Below are 18,203 nucleotides of genomic sequence, written 5' to 3'. Positions count from 1 at the left end.
TTCGGTGTCACAGAATGTCACAAGTCAAAATAACTGGCGGCGGTCGTCTTGCTGGACCTGTAGTTAACTAGCGTCCTACGAGGCCGGTGAACTGTCCGCGGCTCATGCCAGTCTTGTCCGGTAAGCATGGCCTCTTCGGCTAGGTCGTCGGGTTCGCTTCGTCTCACGTGTGTCGCCGCACAGTGGATAAATGCGACGCCAGCCTGCGCCCGGGCACTACCATGGCTACGTACATACGACGCTACGATGGAGTTGAAAGACGAGGTGCCTTGTCAGAGGTCGAGTCGCGGTCGAGGCGGCAGTTCTACTCGAATATTGGGCTCTGGCCGAGACAACCGGGTGACATCAACCCTACGGGTTGGCTTGATAATTTTGGTACTGCCCGCGACCGCGAGATAGCTGCCGCGTTACTTGAATCGTTCGTGTATCTGAACAGCGCCCACGTCGAAAAGATGGTCAGCTCCGCGTTTCATTCCCTATCGACCACGTTCAGAAGTGCCTTGCCGCCTAGCGAGTCGGTTGTAAATCGATGGCAGACATTCAGACGTAATGTTGTTGTCACATACCCGACTGGCGACATCTACGACCCGGCCGGCTCAGGTCACATTTTCATTAGAAGCGCAAGGGGCAACCTCGTGACGAACCCTGGCCAATTGCGAGACCCTGCTGCAATAGGTGACTACGTAACGCATAACCAAGGTCAAGGAGCTATCGACCTGGTGTTTGTCGACGATCTCGCAGCAACCGGCACCCAATTTTTACAAGTGTGGTTTCGAGAAATCTCCGACGGACAAAGTGATGCGGCGACGAGCCTCGCATTGCTGCAGGCTGATGGGCGGATCGGAGAAGTCTACTACACGCCGGCCATCTGTACGGCTTACGCCAAGCGGGAAATCGCTATGCAGTGTCCGACGGTAATGGTGCGCCCGGCACATCTTCTACCTGACGAATACTTTGCAAATCCCGAGTATTCGGAGACAAATCTGGTTCCTGCCAACCTACGCGCCGAATTGCCGGGCTTTTTGGCGCGTTATGCCCATCCTGCCGGGTACAAAATCGAGGACAAGTTCGGGTTCGGTGACATGGGTCTTGCCTTAGCGTTTGAGCACGGCGTGCCGGATAACACGCTACCAATTTTTACCAGCGAGAACTCGGGATGGACGACGCTTCGGAGGAAAAGATGACAGATCACGCGTTGCCTGACTCCAGAATTGAATCGCTACAGAAGGAGCTGAGCCTTGCCTTCGGCCAGGTTAGAACCGAGCATCTAGCTAGCGAGGAACTATTCGAGATTTTCTCAACACCGGTCTACTGGTCACAGTTGGTCGGAAAAAGACCGTGCATGCTCATCGGGGGACGCGGGACAGGTAAGACTACGACGCTACGTGGCCTTGCCTACGAAGGTCAGTCCAAGCTGGTAGGGTCCGACATTAACGAATGGACTGCGGTCGGTGCATACTGGCGGTTTGAAAGCAATGTTGTAACCGCCTTCAGGGGCAGACGAGTCTCGGAGGAGACTTGGACACATATTTTCAGCCACTACGTCAATCTGCAGCTTGTACTTAAGCTGTTCGAGTTCGTAAAATGGTTCGAGAATAATTCAGGACCTATCAATTTTCCTGACGGGGATGCCCTCGCGCTCACATCCATTTCTCTGAATATCGATGGACCGCAGAATCTAGAGTCGTTGCGTAAGCGTGTCGGCTACGAATTGGCGAAGCTTGAAGCAGGATTAAACTCGATATCGCGAGCGCTTGGCCAGCTCAGTTTGTCGAGCCTAGGTAAACCGGTTGAGTACTTGGTGAAGGCTCTGCGTCAAGACGTGCGCTTAGACGGTTTTACGTTCACGTTCTGTTTAGATGAATTCGAAAATTTGCAGCCGTATCAGCAGCGGGTGATCAATACGCTAATTAAACATGTCGGTGATGGTGGGTATACATTCAAAATTGGCACCCGTAATGTATCTGAGCGTGAGCGAACCACATTGGCCGAAAATCAGCCATTGCACGACCCCGCGGATTACACAACAATTGATATTGTTGATCACCTAAAAGAGCAGTCTTTTGCATCCTTTGCAGAGAAAGTATGTGACGGGCGTCTGAGTCGGTTGCCGGTTGGATTCAGGCCAGAAGTTTCCATTACGCACCTATTGCCGGAATTACTCGAAGAGCAAGAAGCTATATTGTTGGGAGGTGAGTGGCAAAGGGAGGTCGTTAGAAACCGTCTCGTTCAGCAGAAAGCACCCGACTCACAACTGGAGCATTTTGACAGTATGCGGCTAGTCAGCGCCTGCATGATTGGTTACTGGGCGGAGGCGCAGAATAGTCGGGAGATCGATGTGTTAGACGACGCAATCCGCGATCCAAGAAAATGGATGACTCGAACCAGGAACCACTCCTATTCACTTCTATTCACTTTAAGGAAAGGAAAGCGCGGAACCCGGAAGTACTACTCCGGCTGGTCAACCTTCGCTCAGATATCGGATGGTAATATACGATATGTTTTAAGGTTAGTTTATGAGGCCTTGCTGATTCATGTTAGTGGAGGTCACTCTTTAGATAAGGCAGTGGCGGCAGGCGATCAAACTGCTGCAGCGTCCCGCGTCGGTCAGATGGCATTACGCGAGTTGGAGGGGCTTTCAGAACGTGGTGCGCAACTTGTTCGCCTTAACTTGGGACTGGGAAGAATTTTTCAAGTCATGGCAGCTGAGCCGCAGGGGCACGCGCCGGAAGTCAATCAATTTCGAATAAGCTATAATTCAGATACTGACATGGACGAGGTGCGCTCGGTTCTCTCGGCAGCGGTAATGCACGGAGCTCTAATTTCTTTCGCAGGGGACAAGAATGCTCGGTCATCTGGCGAAACCAAAGACGTCGACTTTCAGATGCATCCAATTTTTTCTCCTTACTTTGAGTTCAGTCATCGGCGCAAACGCCGAATGACTCTTGGTTCAGGAGATTTCTTGTCTCTCACGTCGAAAAATTCACGGCGTACCATTCAAAAAGTACTTTCTAGGCGAATTCCAGTTGTAGACTCTGCTCTTCCTGAACAATTGTCGATTTACGACGGGTTCTTCAATGGATAGGCTTGACGAGCCGCTTTTCACCGACGAGATTTACAGGCGGCAGTTTGCAAAGACAGGCGGCACCTTCATCTTTGGCAATGGAGTAGATGAAGATCGCGCGTCAGTCGCCTCGGAGTGGCATGCGACGACAAACTTCACCGATGTCAAATTTATTTCGATCGACGCGCAGGGCAACGAGTCGGTCCTGGTGACAGAAGTTGATGCAGCGAGTGCGGGATTACAGCTATTCCTGCACGATGCAGATGACATTGTTGAATATTTGCAGAGTTTACCTGGACCGATTACGTTAGATATTACTGCATTAGCTCATCGAACTTGGGCACCGCTGCTGAGGGCGGCAGTGATAGGTGAGATAACGATTTCTCTAATCTATCTAGAACCCGAGACTTATTCTAGCTCGCGAACAATTTCAGAAGATGGAATTTATGACCTGTCCGAAAAGATTGGCGGTATCGAGCCAATCCCAGGTTTTGCCCGACTAGGTCCTGGGTCAACGGATGAAATTCTTGTTCCAATGATTGGGTTTGAGGGTACCAGGCTAAACCACATCTTGTCCCGTACCGAAACTCCGCCGGATCGCATTGTTCCGATTGTAGGAGTTCCAGGATTCAGGCCGGAGTACTCCTTCTATGCGCATTCGAGAAATCGGTCCGTTATCGAGGCAAACTTCGTGTACCGGCAAGTTCAATTCGCGAAGGCTAATTGTCCGTTTGATGCCTTCTTGACGCTTAGTGAAGTTCATGCATGGAATCCCCACGAAGGTATTCGTGTTGCTCCGATCGGGACTAAACCGCATGCAGTAGGTGCAGTTTTATACGCAATTTCTCGTGGAAATTTGGTAGAGATTGTGTATGATCATCCGGTGCGGTCGAAGAGACGCAGTAAAGGTGAGGCTCGTCTGTGCGTGTACGACATAACGGGCTTCGTTAACACAAGCGTCTTTAGGTTTGACGATACAAACGGACTATCGGGTCACGAGGATTCGTAATGGTGGACAGTTATTATTCGCCGGAATGGCTTGCCGATTGCATCGCAGGGTGGATGCCGTCTGGGATGAAGGGCGCGATACTTGATCCGAGTGTTGGGCAAGGTGCGCTCTTGGCTGGAGTCGAGCGGCGCTTCAGGCGGAGGGTCGAGTTGTACGGAATGGATATCGACCAAAATGCGACGTCCATTTTATCAAAAAGCAACCCGCATTGGAATCTGGGCCGAGTAAACTTCCTGTCCGAAAGATCGAGAAGATCTAGTTCTGTCTGGAATAGCGTCCGTAAGAACGTCCCGCTTGCAGCGGTTGTTTTGAACCCGCCCTTTAGTTACCGTGGCGGAGCGGGTCTCGCATGTCGCTATCGCGGTTTCGATGGTCTTCTCAGCCCAGCAGCCGCTTTTGTGGCAGTAGTTTTGCAAGAACTCCGCCCAATTTTTGGAGTTTGGGCTGTGCTGCCGAACGGTATTTTGGCCGGACGTCGCTGCAGAGAGTTTTGGGAGGAGGTTGAGAAGACTCATATAGTTCGCATAGAGCAAGTTCTGCCTTCGACAGCTTTCGTGGGAGCTAGAGCAAATACGTCAATCGTGTCGATTATTCCAAGGATCGCACCTCTGGGCTCTCAGAGTGGTGTAACTCCTACGGGCGAGACGCATCTTTTGGTGAATCAGTCCGGTGTATGTCGGTGCGTAGAGGTGGTAAGGGGGCGAGTTCCGACGTATAAGTCATGGCCTGTCCGCGAATGCGACACACCATTCTTGCACACACCAGATATTCTCAGTCGAAATCAGCGGGCGACACGGCTCGCGCCGTCTCAACTCGCCACCACGGGAGAATTTGTGCTACTCCCGCGAGTCGGTAATCCAGTACCGCTGAAGATTGGTATTCACCGTGGAGCGTATCCCGTCGTGTTGAGTGATTGTGTTTATGCTTTACGCCCCGTCAATCAGAGCGCAGTTTCGGATTTTCATCGCATAATTTTGGCTAGTTCGTCAAATTTTGCGGACAAGTATGTCGGTACTGGTGCGTTGCATCTAAGTATCGGCGCAGTAAGCGAAGCCCTTCGTGAAATCGGGTACGTACCTTCGCAGGTGAAGGCCTCTAGTGCAGTATCGTCCTCTTGCTCGTGCGATTCGGATGCAGTAGTCGCCTAGTCTTGGCGATTGCCCGCTGCGCCGAAAGTATGTCTTTGCGGTTTGCAGTCTTATTTAAAACTTGTCGCGGCCTCTATCAATGCGTCTTCTTGCGAGTGCGTATATACGCTTAATGTGAACGCGGCAGAAGCGTGTCCCAGCCAGGCGGCAATCACGGCGATCGGGATCCCCTGCAGGTGCATGAGCGTCGCGCAGGTATGTCGAGCGTCGTGCAAACGCACGTGCCTGAGCTGCGCGGATTCGAGGATTTTCTTCCATCGGAAGGTCAGCAAATTCGGGTGGACGGCCTGCCCGCTGGGCAACCGGACTACATATTCAGATTCCTGGTAGTGCTCGCCGAGGCTCAGCTTGTCCCTCGCCTGCTGCGCTCGCGCCGCCCGGAGCGCTGCCTCGAGTGGCTTCGAGATCGGAAGCGTTCGTCGAGACTTTTTGGTCTTCGGTGGACCCTCGATGATGTCGCTGCCAACCGCGATGCGGGTGTTGGCGACTTTTAGTTTTGCTTTGTCGAGGTCGACGTCCTCCCAACGGAGACCGGCGATTTCGCCTCGCCGCATCCCGTGCATCGCCAGCTGCCAGGCATGCTGCATCGGCTCGCGAGCCACGTGCGCGAGCAACTTGTCGACTTCCAGTTTGGAGAGTGTCTGCATCTCGGTAGCCTCGGCGGGAAGCCGATCGACCATCGCACCGACGTTCCGAATTACATTGCCCTGCTTCATCTGATCTTGGAGGATCGCAGTGATCAGTCCCAGCATGTAGTTCACGGTCCTCGCCGACCATGGTTTCCGCGGTCGTCCCTGCTTTGTCGGAAGTCCTCCGTTGCGGAGGTTTCTCACCAAGGACTCGACGTTGGGCTTCGTGAGCTTCTGAACCGGAATGTGCCCGAGCTCGGAGATCACAGGCTGCAAATTGGTTCGGTGGCCATGGAGGGAGGACGGCTTCAAAGAGTGTTTCGATTCGAGCCAGTAGTTGACTGCCATCTCGACTGTCAACTGCGAAGTGTGAACGTACAGGCCGTTGTTCACAGAGTTGAGGGTCTCGGCGAGCGCGCTCCGTGCCGCTTGCTCGGTCGAGTATCGACGGCGACTCTGCGTCCGGCGAGTCACCGTTTGCGGTACGCCGGCTGCATCCACCTTGACGGTGGTCTTGCTACCGGTGTCCACCGTGACTTCGTAGCGTGTAAGTTGTCTCCCGGACTTTCTGTCCCGCACGGAAATTTTGCGGATCTGTGGGGGTAGTTGTTGCCTAGCCATCGGACACCTCATCACCGACGTTCATGTCGAGCTCGGTCATCTGACGAAACAGTTCCTCGGAGCGTCGTCTCGCGTCCTCATACATGAACTTCATTGCCTCGACGTGCTCCACCGAGTCTTGCTTGGAGAGGCCGTTGCGCATCTGAACGCGTGCGCGACGCATCGCCTGCAGCGCCTGTAGCCACTCGCGCACAAGGCCCACCCGATCGTTCTTGGGATCGAACTGCTCGCGGACCCATACGTCCACTGGTTCCTCGTCCCCACGTTCCGACCAGTCGGTCGAAGGCCTCATCAAGCCAGCTTCACCGCTGAACCATCGCAGTGCATCGTGGGACTCCTGGTCGAGCCCGGGAAGTACCTCGACTTTGCCTCTGGGGAGATCAGGAAAAACCAGCTGGGCCGGCGAAACACCTAGGGCTGCGGCGAGAACCAGAAGCTCGGGTACGTCGATGCTCTTCTTGCGCCCTGTCTCCAAATCGGCGACCACCGACCGCGAGATCCCATATCCGATCTCCTCGGTGCGATCCGCGAGCTTCGCCGCTGACATTGCGGAGTGGTCCTTGCCTCGAAGCCGCCGGACTTCACCGGCGACGCGGGCCACTAGCTGTTCAGCCCAGGACTGTGTCATAAGCACGCAGTCTAGCCGATTTTGCGTATGTGTTGTGGCAACGCTACTGAATTGCTACGTTGTGGTGGAACCACATGGACGAGGCTCGATCGAGTACCCGATTGTGGCTTCATTACACAAAAGTCGGAGAGGAAACACCATGTCTCGACGGTTGTATTCGGTCCAGGAAGCGATGGCTCGGACGGGTCTCGGACGCTCCAACTTGTTCAACAAGCTTGCGGCCGGTGAGATTCGCAGTGTCAAGGTCGGTAAGCGCCGACTGATTCCCGACACGGCCATTGACGAGTACATCGTCGGACTGGAGGAGGCGGCACGCGTCAGCTCGGGCGTTGCCTAACATGCCCCTCACCGCAGACCTGTACGAACTAGAGACGCCCCCGGCGAGTTCCGGTGTTACGAGCACCGGTGCCGAGGGCGTCCTCGAAATCTCCGCCTTGCAGGAAGGAGCTTCACTCTCGGATACTAATCGGTCCTGACGCGCCTAACAAGGCGTTTTGCCGAGCTCATGCACTCGCTTTGCTTCAAGATGTTGTCGACGTAGAGCGGGGATGAGTGGAGGCTGGATTTACCCATGTCTCGGTGAATCCATCTGCGTACACACTGTTTACGCGATTGTCTGCGTCACGCCGTACTCCTGCGCGGGTCCGCGTGCCGCTGAAGACCGCCCGCAGTCGCTGTCGCAGCGTCGTTTTCTGGCAGAGCCCGACGAACAACCAGCCTGCCGCCGGCCTGTGCACCCTTTGTAAATCCTCGGAGACCGGCCCCGAGGCACCACCAGCTCGACTGATCATCGAACGGGTGGCGATACCGATTAGCCGCGCGCCCATCGAGGCGCGGGGCTATCGGGCGTGGAGCGGACAACGTGGGTGCGGAAATTGGCTCAGGGGCCATGGGGGGTCCAGAGGGAACGAACGAAGTCCCTTGGCTTTCATACGTCACCACTATGGAGGTACCAGTTGAGCTCTCGACCCATCTGCAAGGCTGACACCAACGAGTTGCCTGGCATGGCGAGCCGTCATTCAGGCCTCGATCTTTCAGTCCGTGCCGCTCTCCTGCATGTCGATTCCCCGAAGATTCCACCGGAGCAACACATTTGCTTGCTTGGACACGAGCGCAACAGCCCGCCGGTGCAGGCCGCTCCCGCTAGCGGTACGGCGGCGTTGCCCGCCAGTCCCATACCTGAATTACCCGCAAAGAGTGCCTCAGATGACTCGCGGGCGACGGATGTCATACGTCCTGCGGTGGTTACACCTCCCATGCACACAAGGGATGTCACTCACACCCGGGATGTATTGGTAGTAAACGCTTCTCATACCGCTATGGCATGCCTTTCACCTTTGGGACGCGAATCGCGCCTCGTGCCCCTTACCTGCAATACATCCAACACTTCTACGGGGTGCGACTCATCCGTTGGTTCCAAGGCGTGCAAGACACCCCATTCCCGCCATTCCCCCAGTTCGTCCCATTCATTCATGGAGAGTGAGACCCACCATGCCCGCTGACATCTTTGCGTTCTGCAACCAGAAGGGCGGAGTGGGCAAGACCACCACCGTCTTTCACCTCGCCTACGCCGTTGCCCAAGCGGGCAAGCGAGCACTCGTTATCGACGTGGATCCGCAAGGCAACGCCAGCACAGTCCTGACCAAAACCGAGCTAGAGCGCGACGATGTCGGTGTTGCCGACGTACTCGCCGAGTCGTCGAACGCGACCATCGCCGATGCTGTCGTCCCCGCCATCTGGTCTGGCGTAGACCTGGTACCCACGTCGCCGGGAAACGAGTCCCTGGCCTATGTCCGCGATCAATTGGTCGTTGCCGGTGCCGGCCGAGAACGGCGGCTTCGCGACGCAATCGACGCCGTACGAGGCGTGTACGACGTGATCCTCATCGATTGCCCACCTAGCCTCGATCTGCTGACTATCAACGCCCTTGTTGCAGCGCGCGCCGCCGTCGTCGTGACTCAGTCCGCGCTGTTCTCAGCCAATGGACTCGCGCGATTGCTGCGCACCATCGATGCAGTCAAGCGCAGCTACAACCCGNACTATCAACGCCCTTGTTGCAGCGCGCGCCGCCGTCGTCGTGACTCAGTCCGCGCTGTTCTCAGCCAATGGACTCGCGCGATTGCTGCGCACCATCGATGCAGTCAAGCGCAGCTACAACCCGGACCTCGCCATGCTCGGTGCGATCGTCAACCTYCACGAGATCGCGACGATCAGCGGCCGAGAACAATTGATCGAGATCGCCGCAAGCATCAACGTTCTCGGCGATGCCGTTCCCAAGCGGGTTGTCATCAAAGACTCGATGGAGGACGATCAGCGGCCGAGAACAATTGATCGAGATCGCCGCAAGCATCAACGTTCTCGGCGATGCCGTTCCCAAGCGGGTTGTCATCAAAGACTCGATGGAAGCCCAAACCAGCCTGGTCGACTGGGGAACAACACAATCTCGCAGCCTGTCGACGATCTACCGCGACACACTTTCGCAGCTCACGAGGGGACACCTGTGATGGCCCGCCCCGAACGTATGAAGAGCGCACTCGCCGGATCGAGCCCGGTCGATCCGCCGGAGAACTCGCGGCAGACCCACGACACTGTTTCGTCGGCCGAGACCGGTACGCAACCGTCACCGGACAACGCAAAACAGAAGCGTTCGTACTACCTCTACCAGTCCACCGTCGACGATCTTCTCAACGCAGCCGAAGCGTTGTCCGCAACGCCCGGCGCGCCGCGAGGCCCGTCGGACCTCGTCAATGCGGCAATCGAAGATTACTTGGAGTTGTTGCGCAACAGATTCAACGACGGTGCGCCGTTCCCGCAACGAACGGGCCCCCTCGCACGAGGGCCGAGAATCCGATGAGCCGATCACACCCCGCGGCAAACCCGTTTACGACGAAGCCGTCAGACGTCGTTGCGCTCCATCCAGCGATCTTGCAGTGGGCCCTCGCAACGGCCGTTGCGCTGACAGTAGGCATTGCCGGGGCGTCCTTCNACGAAGCCGTCAGACGTCGTTGCGCTCCATCCAGCGATCTTGCAGTGGGCCCTCGCAACGGCCGTTGCGCTGACAGTAGGCATTGCCGGGGCGTCCTTCTGGCTCAGTTTCGCTGTGTTGCGTGATCTCGCGGTGATGGCTGGGATAGGTCCCGGCGAGGCGTGGGTGATTCCAATCGTGTTGGACGGCGCAATCGTCTCGACAACCGTGACAGCCATAGCGCTGTCGAATCACACGGACAACGGCACGATCAAAGGTCGTCGCTTCGTCGTCACGATCTTGCGTGTAGCCGCATCGGCGTCGATTGTGGGTAACTCGTACCACGCAGTGTTGAGTGCGACCTTGCTTCCGGCCGTAGTCTCGGCGGGTATTGTCACCATTGCACCTATTGCGCTCCTAGCGATGACCGAAGTGCTGGCTGTCATCCTTCGTGCGCCCCGCGGGATCGTGGGGGCAGGGTTGGCACCGAGTGCTGCAATGGAAGAGCCAGATCGTCCACCTGGCGAGTTTAGCCGAGACGACCACAGCCTGGGCGGGGATGATCCGGAGGGCGAGGACGGCTTGTGGGTAGAACAGGTCGACGCGGCGGGCTTGGAACGACGACAGGTAGACGCTCTCACACCGGAAGTTGCGGAAACAGCGCGGCTTCGACACGCCCACCGCGAATGGTCGTGGGCACGAATCGGTAGAGAAACGGACGGCTCCGTTGCATCGACCGCGATGCGCCGATATCGGAAGTGGGAAGAATGGTCGTGGGCACGAATCGGTAGAGAAACGGACGGCTCCGTTGCATCGACCGCGATGCGCCGATATCGGAAGTGGGAAGAAGTCACCGCAGGGATCGTCTATGGCCACCAGGACGGGCAATCCAAGTTTGACGACAAGCCAGCCAGCGAGCGTGACCGCATGTCCGCAGGATAGAAGTGCTACCGCGGCATCGAGCCTGGTTGCTTTCCGTCGCTCCCGCGCAATCACTCCAGACTGTTGGTGGCTGTGAGGTGGTCGCGCCCGGATGACTCAGTCTGCGTCGAGGCGCGCGTTGCCCTGGGACCACCTCCGGCGGTCTCCGGATTGAGCTCCGCACAGCAGAAAGAACAATTTCCTTCGCACATCTGGCTCCGATCGAGCATGCAACACCCTGACCCGTCTTACCCAACTCTGACTCCGCGTTGCTCCGGCCCGATGGGCTCCGAAAACTTTTCAAAGCGCCTGCGGCTGAAAACTTTCCGGATCAGGGCCAGGACGCCGGTCCAGTGCGCCGCCTTCTCTCCTTCGAGCCAGATGACGGCGAAAGAAATTGGCAGAGCGAAAGGGCCGGGGGAGCCGGTTCGCAACAGAAAGAGAGCCCGACATGCCGCAGCAGAATACTTCCAGCACAGGACGACGGACCACCGCCGCACACAATGCCCGGACCACCGGAATCGTCACCCACACCACCGTCCTGGTCTCCGGACCCCAGCAGGCCACTATCACCGCTACCTCCGCAGCAACCGACGAAGCGCAGATGATTGTCGCACTAGGTCACGTCATGATGACCTTCCGCAGCGCCGAAACAGTATCCGCAGTCATCACCGGATTTGCCACCGTTCGGGCCGCACTTGCCGGAGCCGATGGACAAGCACCCCATCCCGCGCAACCAGGCGCAGAATTCGGGGCCGCCGCGATCTCCGTCCTGTGGCTCGACAGCCCCGAACACACAGCAGTGCCGCACCACCGCTACAGCTCCGAACAACGTCGCACCATCCACTGGGTAGACCTGCGCATGGGACCTGTCACCTGGCGCATCACCGACCGCATCGGGTACGACACCCTGATGGCCGAACTCCGCCGCGTTCACCGCGCTGCCGTCGGAGTATTTCTCGACGGCAGCCGCTACCGCCGCGACCCCGCGAAACTCCTCGATGTCTTCGACGACGTCTAGTACCACACGTTCGGCCCTAACCCCGGGGCCGAACGTCGTTTATCCACAGGCTGACTCGGCACCACAGTTATCCACACCCTCGCCTGATCTGCCTCCGCACCGAACGCTTTGTTACGGACCTCGTGTGACGCTCGATTAGAAGCAGCTGGTCGGCACGAGCGACAAGGAACCAAACGATGATCACCTGGACCGTCACCACACGCCCCGAGGACAACCCCGAAATTCTGACCGCAACCGGAGCAGAACCCAATCTCGAATGCGCGAATCTGGCCGCCGCCGATGCCGTCCGTATCGCCCTCCTCGACGCACGCGAGCACGCATCGTCCGACAACGGAACGCCGCCGTCCTACCTCGTCACACTCGAACTGGCTGCTCGGCTGCACGTCGGTCCGCAGCACGAGCGTGNCTGGCCGCCGCCGATGCCGTCCGTATCGCCCTCCTCGACGCACGCGAGCACGCATCGTCCGACAACGGAACGCCGCCGTCCTACCTCGTCACACTCGACGGAACCTGTGCCCTCATCATCGGACTCGGAAGCTGCAGGCCCGAGAACTACAACGCCGTCCTCGACAGCCTCGAGCAGTTCGACGGCACCGCACCACCGAACCTTCTCTACATCTGATACTTGCCGAGGCCGTCGAGGGTCGGNGGAACCTGTGCCCTCATCATCGGACTCGGAAGCTGCAGGCCCGAGAACTACAACGCCGTCCTCGACAGCCTCGAGCAGTTCGACGGCACCGCACCACCGAACCTTCTCTACATCTGACCCACACCTCCGCAATGAAGACGAACGCGGCATAACCAAGCAAAGCGCCACCGGAGTACCGAAGCCAGTTCTCCCGCAACAGACCCGCACATAGAAACGAGGCGAACAGATGACCCCGTTGAGAGCAATCGAACCCACCAACGACGACGATCACGCTGATCTGACGGACCATCCGGAGACGGCACCGGAAGCACTGGTCATCTGCGCACTGATGTGGTTGAAGGACACCGACGAGGCCGCCCGCATTGCAGGGTCATTGCAGGCCAACGATTTCCACGATCCCGTTTATCGCGAGCTGTATGGCATCGTGCAGGGGCTGATCATCGACAACCTCCCACACGACCCCGCGAGTGTTCTGGGCGTTCTTGTCCGGTCAGGTGCCAGTGGACACCGCGGTGCACGGCTGCGTCGAACACTGACCGACGTCACCGCAGCGAACGCATGCGGAGCATCGGCAACCGACTACGCCGGCATGGTCCTGTCGGAAAGTTACCGACGCAGCTTCTTCGAGGCAGGGATCAGAATTCAGCAGATCGCCGAGGAAGCGCCGGAAGAATTCTTGTTCGACCAGCTTGTCGAAATCGGAAGGGCGCAACGTGAAGCGACGAACCGTCTGAACGCCTTCCGCAGCGGCAACGCATTATGACGGCGCGGGGAGGGACAGAGTCGGGCGATGAGCGGCGTCGAGCTGCCCTCGCTTCTGTCCGGTTGGCCACCGCAGATGTCGCGCATCTCGATACAGAGGAAGTCGAGGACCTCGCTGCCGGGCGTGAGATAGATGAAGCGCTCGCCGCGGGCAGCACACTCAGTGAGGTTGCGCGGTCCATCGGGTACACCGAGGCCGTCGCCTCAGACCTTCTGGGCAAGTTCCGAGAGCTCCGCGAGAGTCTCGCGGCGCGCAGCCAAATTCCTCTGTTCTGAGCAACATTCAACGCACACCTCGCATTGCCGCTACAACTCGAATAGGCCGACGCCATGAACTTCATCCGCATCGACACCGACCGAGGCACCCTCTACGGGCCAACCTTCGCCGAGACGCTGACACACTTCTTCGGACAAAACCAGCACGTCGAATGGGACTGCCACAAGCTCACCGCCGGATACTTCGGTGGGCGGTGCACAGTGTCGACTGCCATCCGAGTGCCTCACCGCGGACAGTGGATCGTCGCAGCTAGATCCTTCGGCCCTCGCACTGTCGACGCGATCCCCGAGTGCGCAGCTCGCAGCGGATCGAACTTTGCTACCGCACCGTTCGATGCACCTGCGTTGCCTCGCTGGGTGTACGAGTGGGCGTATGACCTGCTGGTCTGACTCGCACGCTGCAGCTCAACCGTTGATTGCGAGATGCGAATCAGCACAAGCGCTGCAGCTGGGAATCGACGACGGACGCAGAAGCAGACGCGAAGAGCGCCGATCATTGCAACCGAGCCACGCGGGGCCTCGACCCTGAGCAACGCCGGACGGTCGCGCAGCAGCCCCGATCCAGCTCCGTTTGTCCTGCCACACCCCCGGGAGCACAGCGAACAGGAAGCAGCCCGCCCGCGTAGACGCAGGCGGCTCACCGCCTGTCAGTGCGCAGCGTTGTACGCCTCTTCGATATCGGCCGGGATGCGGCCACGTTCACTGATCTCGTAGCCCTGGTCGAACGCCCACTGCCGGATTGCCCGGGTCTGCTCTGGATCACGCTTGCCCGAACCGCCAGCCGCTGCCGAGGTCGACGCGGCAGCGGGGGAGGGCTTACGCTTGCGGCCACCGACCCGCGTCGCATGCTCGATGTAGAGGTCGAGCTTCTTGTGAAACTCGTGCGCATTCTTCGCTTTCAGGTCGATCGAGTACTCGACACCGTTTACCGCGAACTCGATCGTCTCACCGGACTCGTCGTCGATGGCCGAGCCATCGATATCGTCCACCAATTGGGTTGTAATTCGTCTGGCCACAGCAGTAGAACCTTTCCAGTACACGTTACGAAGCGTCACTGCATTCGTCTTCATGCAGGATAACCGGCACCGATGCTTGCCTTCGTCATCGACACAATCAAGCGAGCAGCTAGCGAGTTGTCTTCGATTTCCTGTACTAGGGCGTCTAGACACCGAGAAAGCCCTACCGCTGGCTCGCGGATGATGCCCGTCAGCAATTGCGAACGCTGCAGCGCAACAGTATTGGACACGTTGATGCCCGCGAACGTTCCGTCCGGATCCACCCACCCCCGGGGCACCATTTTCGGACAGGCGAGTTGCCCGTGTCCGACATGCCGGGGGGCCGCAAACCTTGACCGGCCAAGCAATACCGGATCGCCCGGGTGCGAGGAACCGCGCTTGCTGCCAGGAATGAGCTTGCGCGGTCAGACGGCTCGGGTTAGTTCTGAATCAGCTCGGAGGCGGTCCACCTCGGCGCGGGAGTGTCGGACGGCCTCTGTGTCTGAGCTATTGTCGCGTGCGACGTCGTGTGCAAGGTCGAGGATTGCTCGTCGGAGGTGCTTTCGCGCCTTGCGGGATCGCCGATTCGGAGCGGCTTTCTCGAATGCCTTGCGTGCCTTCTTCTCCAGCACGCCCTCGACCTCGGTGTCGGTGAGATGTCCGGCCTCGACCTCGGGGGCGAGGATGTCGCGGACGAATTGGTACTCGCGCGGCGCTGCGCGACGGAACGCGATGGTCAGTACCGCGAATCCGATAACGATCGAGACGAACCAGACGCCGAAGACGGCCAAGCCGTTGCCGCCGCTGAGGCCACCCGCGTCGTCCCACATGAAGTGCAAAACCATTCCGGTTGCCACGAACGCGAGACCCCGTCCGATTCTGCGGGGCTGAGCTTCGGTCCCGATCAGGTAGAGAACTCCACCGCAGACCAATGCGCTGAACAGGGGGTGGGATATGAAGCTGACCGCGATCCGGGTGAAGGACATCTGCACGGCATTGCCGAACGGGTCGGTCCCGAACGACCCGGCAGACGCTGTCGCGGAGTAGAGAAAGTCCTCGAAGACGGCGAATCCGAGTCCGATGAAGGCTCCGATGATCAAGCCGTCATTTGCGGTTCGGACCAAGCGCGGAGCGAGGCCCATCAGAAGCACGAATCCGCAGAGCTTGGCTGCTTCCTCGGTGATCGGTGCCGTCGCACCTGCGGCCCAGTTGGCACTCCAGACTTGGCCGAAGAGCTTGGGGTAGATGCCGAGCATCGCGGTGTTCACGGTCATGGCGAAGGCGAACGTCGCGGGAATTGCGCCCCACAGCAGCGCAGCTGCAATGAGCGTGCCGGGCTGACGTTCCCACCGGTCGATGTGGCGGAACCACGCGAACCAGGCGAGACCGCACAGGCCGCAGAGGACGGCCGCTATCGCGAACCCGTCGGCGTAGAACCCGGCCTTCGGAGCGAAGAATGACCAGGCTTGTACAGCACCGAGGGCGGTGAGAGCGGTGTACACCCAGAACGAGAAATTGTGAGGTTGGAAGAACTCGAATCGTTCGCCCCAGCCGGAGATCTTCACAGCGTCGTCCTGGCGTCGCTGCGCATCGATAGCCGATGGATTCGTCGACGTCTCGATTGCGTTGTCGCTCATCGGTTGTTCCCGTCCGTGCTGCGGATGCTGGTGATCATGTCTCGGATGTCCTCGGCGGCCGCTGTCATCTGGGCGGGTGGGCCGTATGCCGTGATCTGCAGGCCGGTCCCGTCGATGACGAAGGTCGCCGCCAGACCGTCGCCTCGGATGCTGCTGTAGGGCGCAAGGACGCCGGGTTCTCCGGTCACCGTCGTGAGGTTGGTTCGATCGCCCTCGACCTGAAAGGACGGATCGCTGGTACGAGAGGTGACCTTCGCTGTCTGGTCCAGTAGTTGGGACGGAGTGCCGTCGAAGGAGTCCGACGAGATCTGAAACGTCACACCGTCGCCGGCGAGAATGACGTCGCCGGACTTCTGCACCGATTCGCCTGGGTCGACTCGAAAACCGCTCTCAACGTCCCAGCCTGCGGTGGGGGTGAATTCGATGGCGTCGGTGAGGGCGAGTTGCTCGCCTGCCTCGGTCGGATCGTCCCAGGCTAGAGAGGAGTCGATTCTCGGTACGACGATGGTCAGGACCACGAAGACCGCGATGACAAACAGTGCGGGTGGAAGTGATCGTATGTCGAGGCCGAGCACCCGGTGTTCGGCCGGCACCCGCGCCCTGTGCTTGCTGGGTTGGGTCAGTGTCACAGGCGCGCCTCTCCCTGTTCGGTGCCTTTACACATTCATTGGACATCGCAGATGTTACTTCGGCGTCGACCTTGATGTCGGCTGCCGCCGTCGAGTTTCACAGTCACGAATCGACAATGCCGCATCGCTCCCGACAATGAGTCCTCACGCTCGACCCGTTCGGCTCCTGCGGTGTCGACGCAATTCCCGAGTGCGCCGCTTGCAGCACACCGAATTCTGTTGCCGCACCGTTGGATGCAACTGTGCTTCCTTGCGGGTTGCACTAGTAGGCACGTGACCTGCTGACCTGATACGCATGCAATAGCACGATCGTGGAACACCAAACGCACACGAGCACGAGCGCTGCGAAGGCGAAGTGGTGCGTACCCGTGAACCCGCATAGGGCAATATCCGGACTACGCCGGACAATCGCCACGTGACGAAGCCTCGCTTCGTTATGGAAGGGTGCTGCGCAATGCGCCGATAGTGGCGGCGACGAAAAATGCAAACAAGATCGACGCAACAATCACGCTGATGCGGAACATGCCCGCGGCGATGACTCCCGTTGCCCGCAGAGGAGCGAACCGCCAACCAGTCTCTGACTTGCCAGCGCGCCACAGCGCTCCTGCGACGATCAATCCGATTGCAACAAGTGCGATCACGGTCGTTCACCTCCTACCGCGATGCTGCGTCCGCCCTGGCCATCTGCCCACGAGTCTTCATCTCTCGAGGGCTCGGCAGCGGTGATCGATGCGGAATCTCCAGGGCTCTCGACACTCTCTTCCGTGCTACTCGTGCCACCCGCGTCATTCTCTGCAGCCGGATCGACGTTGGATCGGACTGTCGCACGTGCCGCCATCGTCGATTTGACCAAGCGCGTCGCTTCTGGCACTGAAAGATCCACCAAGGCCGCAATGCTCGCGTATGTCTCACCGCGTTTCTTCAGCTCAGCAAGTGCTCTTGCGCGCCGCTCGCGCGTCGCGTCAAGTTTGGTTTCCGCGTCCCGTCGCAACCGCTCGATCCTCGAGGTCACATCGTCATTGATTTTTTGTTCGTCGCGGGTGGCATCGAAATATGAAATCAGATCCTGCTCCTGATTCTTCAAACGCAACTGTGCGTCCGACAACCTCTGCGCATTCGCTCTCCGAGCCCGTTCCCGAGCGCTGACCGGTCCACCGTTCGAGGGAGTCATGCTGGATAGGCTACCGCCAAAATGCTGGCCGGCGAAAGGGTCATACGCACCCACGGTCGCCCTGATTAATCTGTCCTG

Annotated in this window: 19 protein-coding genes and 1 pseudogene; 12 read left to right on the top strand and 8 right to left on the bottom strand. The window is 58.6% G+C overall.

The genetic code is table 11. The features are described 5' to 3' along the window. The first annotated feature begins 221 nt into the window (after window positions 1-221). From ASG84_RS28825 to ASG84_RS27660, 3 genes are read left to right on the top strand one after another with little or no spacing between them, the layout of a single operon-like run. The gene (locus tag ASG84_RS28825) at window positions 222-1,184 is read left to right on the top strand and encodes a phosphoribosyltransferase-like protein (protein WP_442971015.1); all 963 of its coding nucleotides are present in this window, start codon (window positions 222-224) and stop codon (window positions 1,182-1,184) included. Then, complete coding sequence (locus tag ASG84_RS27665; protein WP_162248368.1) at window positions 1,157-3,085, top strand: ORC-CDC6 family AAA ATPase; 1,929 nt, start codon at window positions 1,157-1,159, stop codon at window positions 3,083-3,085. Before ASG84_RS28825 ends, ASG84_RS27665 begins: the two co-directional genes overlap by 28 nt. After that, a complete protein-coding gene (locus ASG84_RS27660; protein ID WP_156399659.1) occupies window positions 3,078-4,073 on the top strand; it encodes a hypothetical protein in 996 nt (331 codons plus the stop codon). The genes ASG84_RS27665 and ASG84_RS27660 overlap by 8 nt, the downstream gene beginning before the upstream one ends. 1,198 nt (window positions 4,074-5,271) lie before the next feature. On the opposite strand, the gene ASG84_RS21910 is transcribed toward ASG84_RS27660, so the two are convergent. Next, the gene (locus ASG84_RS21910; protein WP_057479114.1) at window positions 5,272-6,471 is read right to left on the bottom strand and encodes a site-specific integrase; all 1,200 of its coding nucleotides are present in this window, start codon (window positions 6,469-6,471) and stop codon (window positions 5,272-5,274) included. After that, window positions 6,464-7,099, bottom strand: a complete 636-nt coding sequence (locus ASG84_RS21905; protein ID WP_057479113.1) for a helix-turn-helix domain-containing protein — start codon at window positions 7,097-7,099, stop codon at window positions 6,464-6,466. Before ASG84_RS21905 ends, ASG84_RS21910 begins: the two co-directional genes overlap by 8 nt. Before the next feature lie 139 nt (window positions 7,100-7,238). Here ASG84_RS21905 and ASG84_RS21900 point away from each other — a divergent pair, with 139 nt between their 5' ends. From ASG84_RS21900 to ASG84_RS21860, 9 genes and pseudogenes are all read left to right on the top strand, one after another. After that, entirely contained in the window at window positions 7,239-7,436 is a 198-nt protein-coding gene (locus ASG84_RS21900) for an excisionase family DNA-binding protein (protein ID WP_032368532.1), read from the top strand. Between the two features lie 1,154 nt (window positions 7,437-8,590). After that, a pseudogene (locus tag ASG84_RS21895) lies at window positions 8,591-9,136 on the top strand (ParA family protein); the annotation flags it as partial. 1 nt (window position 9,137) lies between these two features. Further along, on the top strand, window positions 9,138-9,953 hold an 816-nt coding region (locus ASG84_RS28380; RefSeq protein WP_235581783.1), incomplete at its 5' end, for a ParA family protein. 132 nt (window positions 9,954-10,085) lie between these two features. Then, window positions 10,086-11,006: DUF2637 domain-containing protein (locus tag ASG84_RS21885; RefSeq protein WP_235581782.1), on the top strand; the 921-nt coding region annotated here is incomplete at its 5' end. A 430-nt stretch (window positions 11,007-11,436) separates the two neighbouring features. Beyond that, window positions 11,437-12,006, top strand: a complete 570-nt coding sequence (locus tag ASG84_RS21880; RefSeq protein WP_057479110.1) for a hypothetical protein — start codon at window positions 11,437-11,439, stop codon at window positions 12,004-12,006. A 406-nt stretch (window positions 12,007-12,412) separates the two neighbouring features. Next, a partial coding sequence (locus ASG84_RS21875) for a hypothetical protein (protein ID WP_156399676.1) occupies window positions 12,413-12,628 on the top strand: 216 nt, incomplete at its 5' end. Window positions 12,629-12,881: 253 nt separating this feature from the next. After that, entirely contained in the window at window positions 12,882-13,418 is a 537-nt protein-coding gene (locus ASG84_RS21870) for a DnaB-like helicase N-terminal domain-containing protein (RefSeq protein WP_057479109.1), read from the top strand. Window positions 13,419-13,480: 62 nt separating this feature from the next. After that, window positions 13,481-13,693: an urea amidohydrolase gene (locus ASG84_RS21865; RefSeq protein ID WP_235581781.1), complete on the top strand. Its 213-nt coding sequence runs from the start codon at window positions 13,481-13,483 to the stop codon at window positions 13,691-13,693. Between the two features lie 54 nt (window positions 13,694-13,747). Then, the gene (locus ASG84_RS21860) at window positions 13,748-14,083 is read left to right on the top strand and encodes a hypothetical protein (protein ID WP_057479107.1); all 336 of its coding nucleotides are present in this window, start codon (window positions 13,748-13,750) and stop codon (window positions 14,081-14,083) included. A 257-nt stretch (window positions 14,084-14,340) separates the two neighbouring features. Here the strand turns inward: ASG84_RS21860 and ASG84_RS21855 are convergent, their stop codons facing one another. From ASG84_RS21855 to ASG84_RS21830, 6 genes are all read right to left on the bottom strand, one after another. Continuing rightward, on the bottom strand, window positions 14,341-14,709 hold the full coding sequence (locus ASG84_RS21855; RefSeq protein ID WP_057479307.1) for a histone-like nucleoid-structuring protein Lsr2: 369 nt from the start codon (window positions 14,707-14,709) through the stop codon (window positions 14,341-14,343). Window positions 14,710-14,759: 50 nt separating this feature from the next. Continuing rightward, window positions 14,760-14,972: a hypothetical protein gene (locus ASG84_RS28375; protein ID WP_057479106.1), complete on the bottom strand. Its 213-nt coding sequence runs from the start codon at window positions 14,970-14,972 to the stop codon at window positions 14,760-14,762. Window positions 14,973-15,113: 141 nt separating this feature from the next. Next, complete coding sequence (locus ASG84_RS21845; RefSeq protein ID WP_057479105.1) at window positions 15,114-16,325, bottom strand: PrsW family intramembrane metalloprotease; 1,212 nt, start codon at window positions 16,323-16,325, stop codon at window positions 15,114-15,116. Beyond that, complete coding sequence (locus tag ASG84_RS21840) at window positions 16,322-16,954, bottom strand: hypothetical protein (RefSeq protein WP_057479104.1); 633 nt, start codon at window positions 16,952-16,954, stop codon at window positions 16,322-16,324. Before ASG84_RS21840 ends, ASG84_RS21845 begins: the two co-directional genes overlap by 4 nt. 434 nt (window positions 16,955-17,388) lie before the next feature. Continuing rightward, window positions 17,389-17,595, bottom strand: a complete 207-nt coding sequence (locus ASG84_RS21835; protein ID WP_057479103.1) for a hypothetical protein — start codon at window positions 17,593-17,595, stop codon at window positions 17,389-17,391. Beyond that, window positions 17,592-18,125, bottom strand: coding sequence for a hypothetical protein (locus ASG84_RS21830; protein ID WP_057479102.1), 534 nt, complete (start codon window positions 18,123-18,125; stop codon window positions 17,592-17,594). The genes ASG84_RS21835 and ASG84_RS21830 overlap by 4 nt, the downstream gene beginning before the upstream one ends. Window positions 18,126-18,203 lie beyond the last annotated feature (78 nt).

This window comes from Rhodococcus sp. Leaf278, from assembly GCF_001426085.1.
In the GTDB taxonomy this organism is placed as follows: domain Bacteria; phylum Actinomycetota; class Actinomycetes; order Mycobacteriales; family Mycobacteriaceae; genus Rhodococcoides.
Note: the sequence above shows the minus strand (reverse complement) of the source record. Positions and strands in the feature narration are given on the sequence as shown.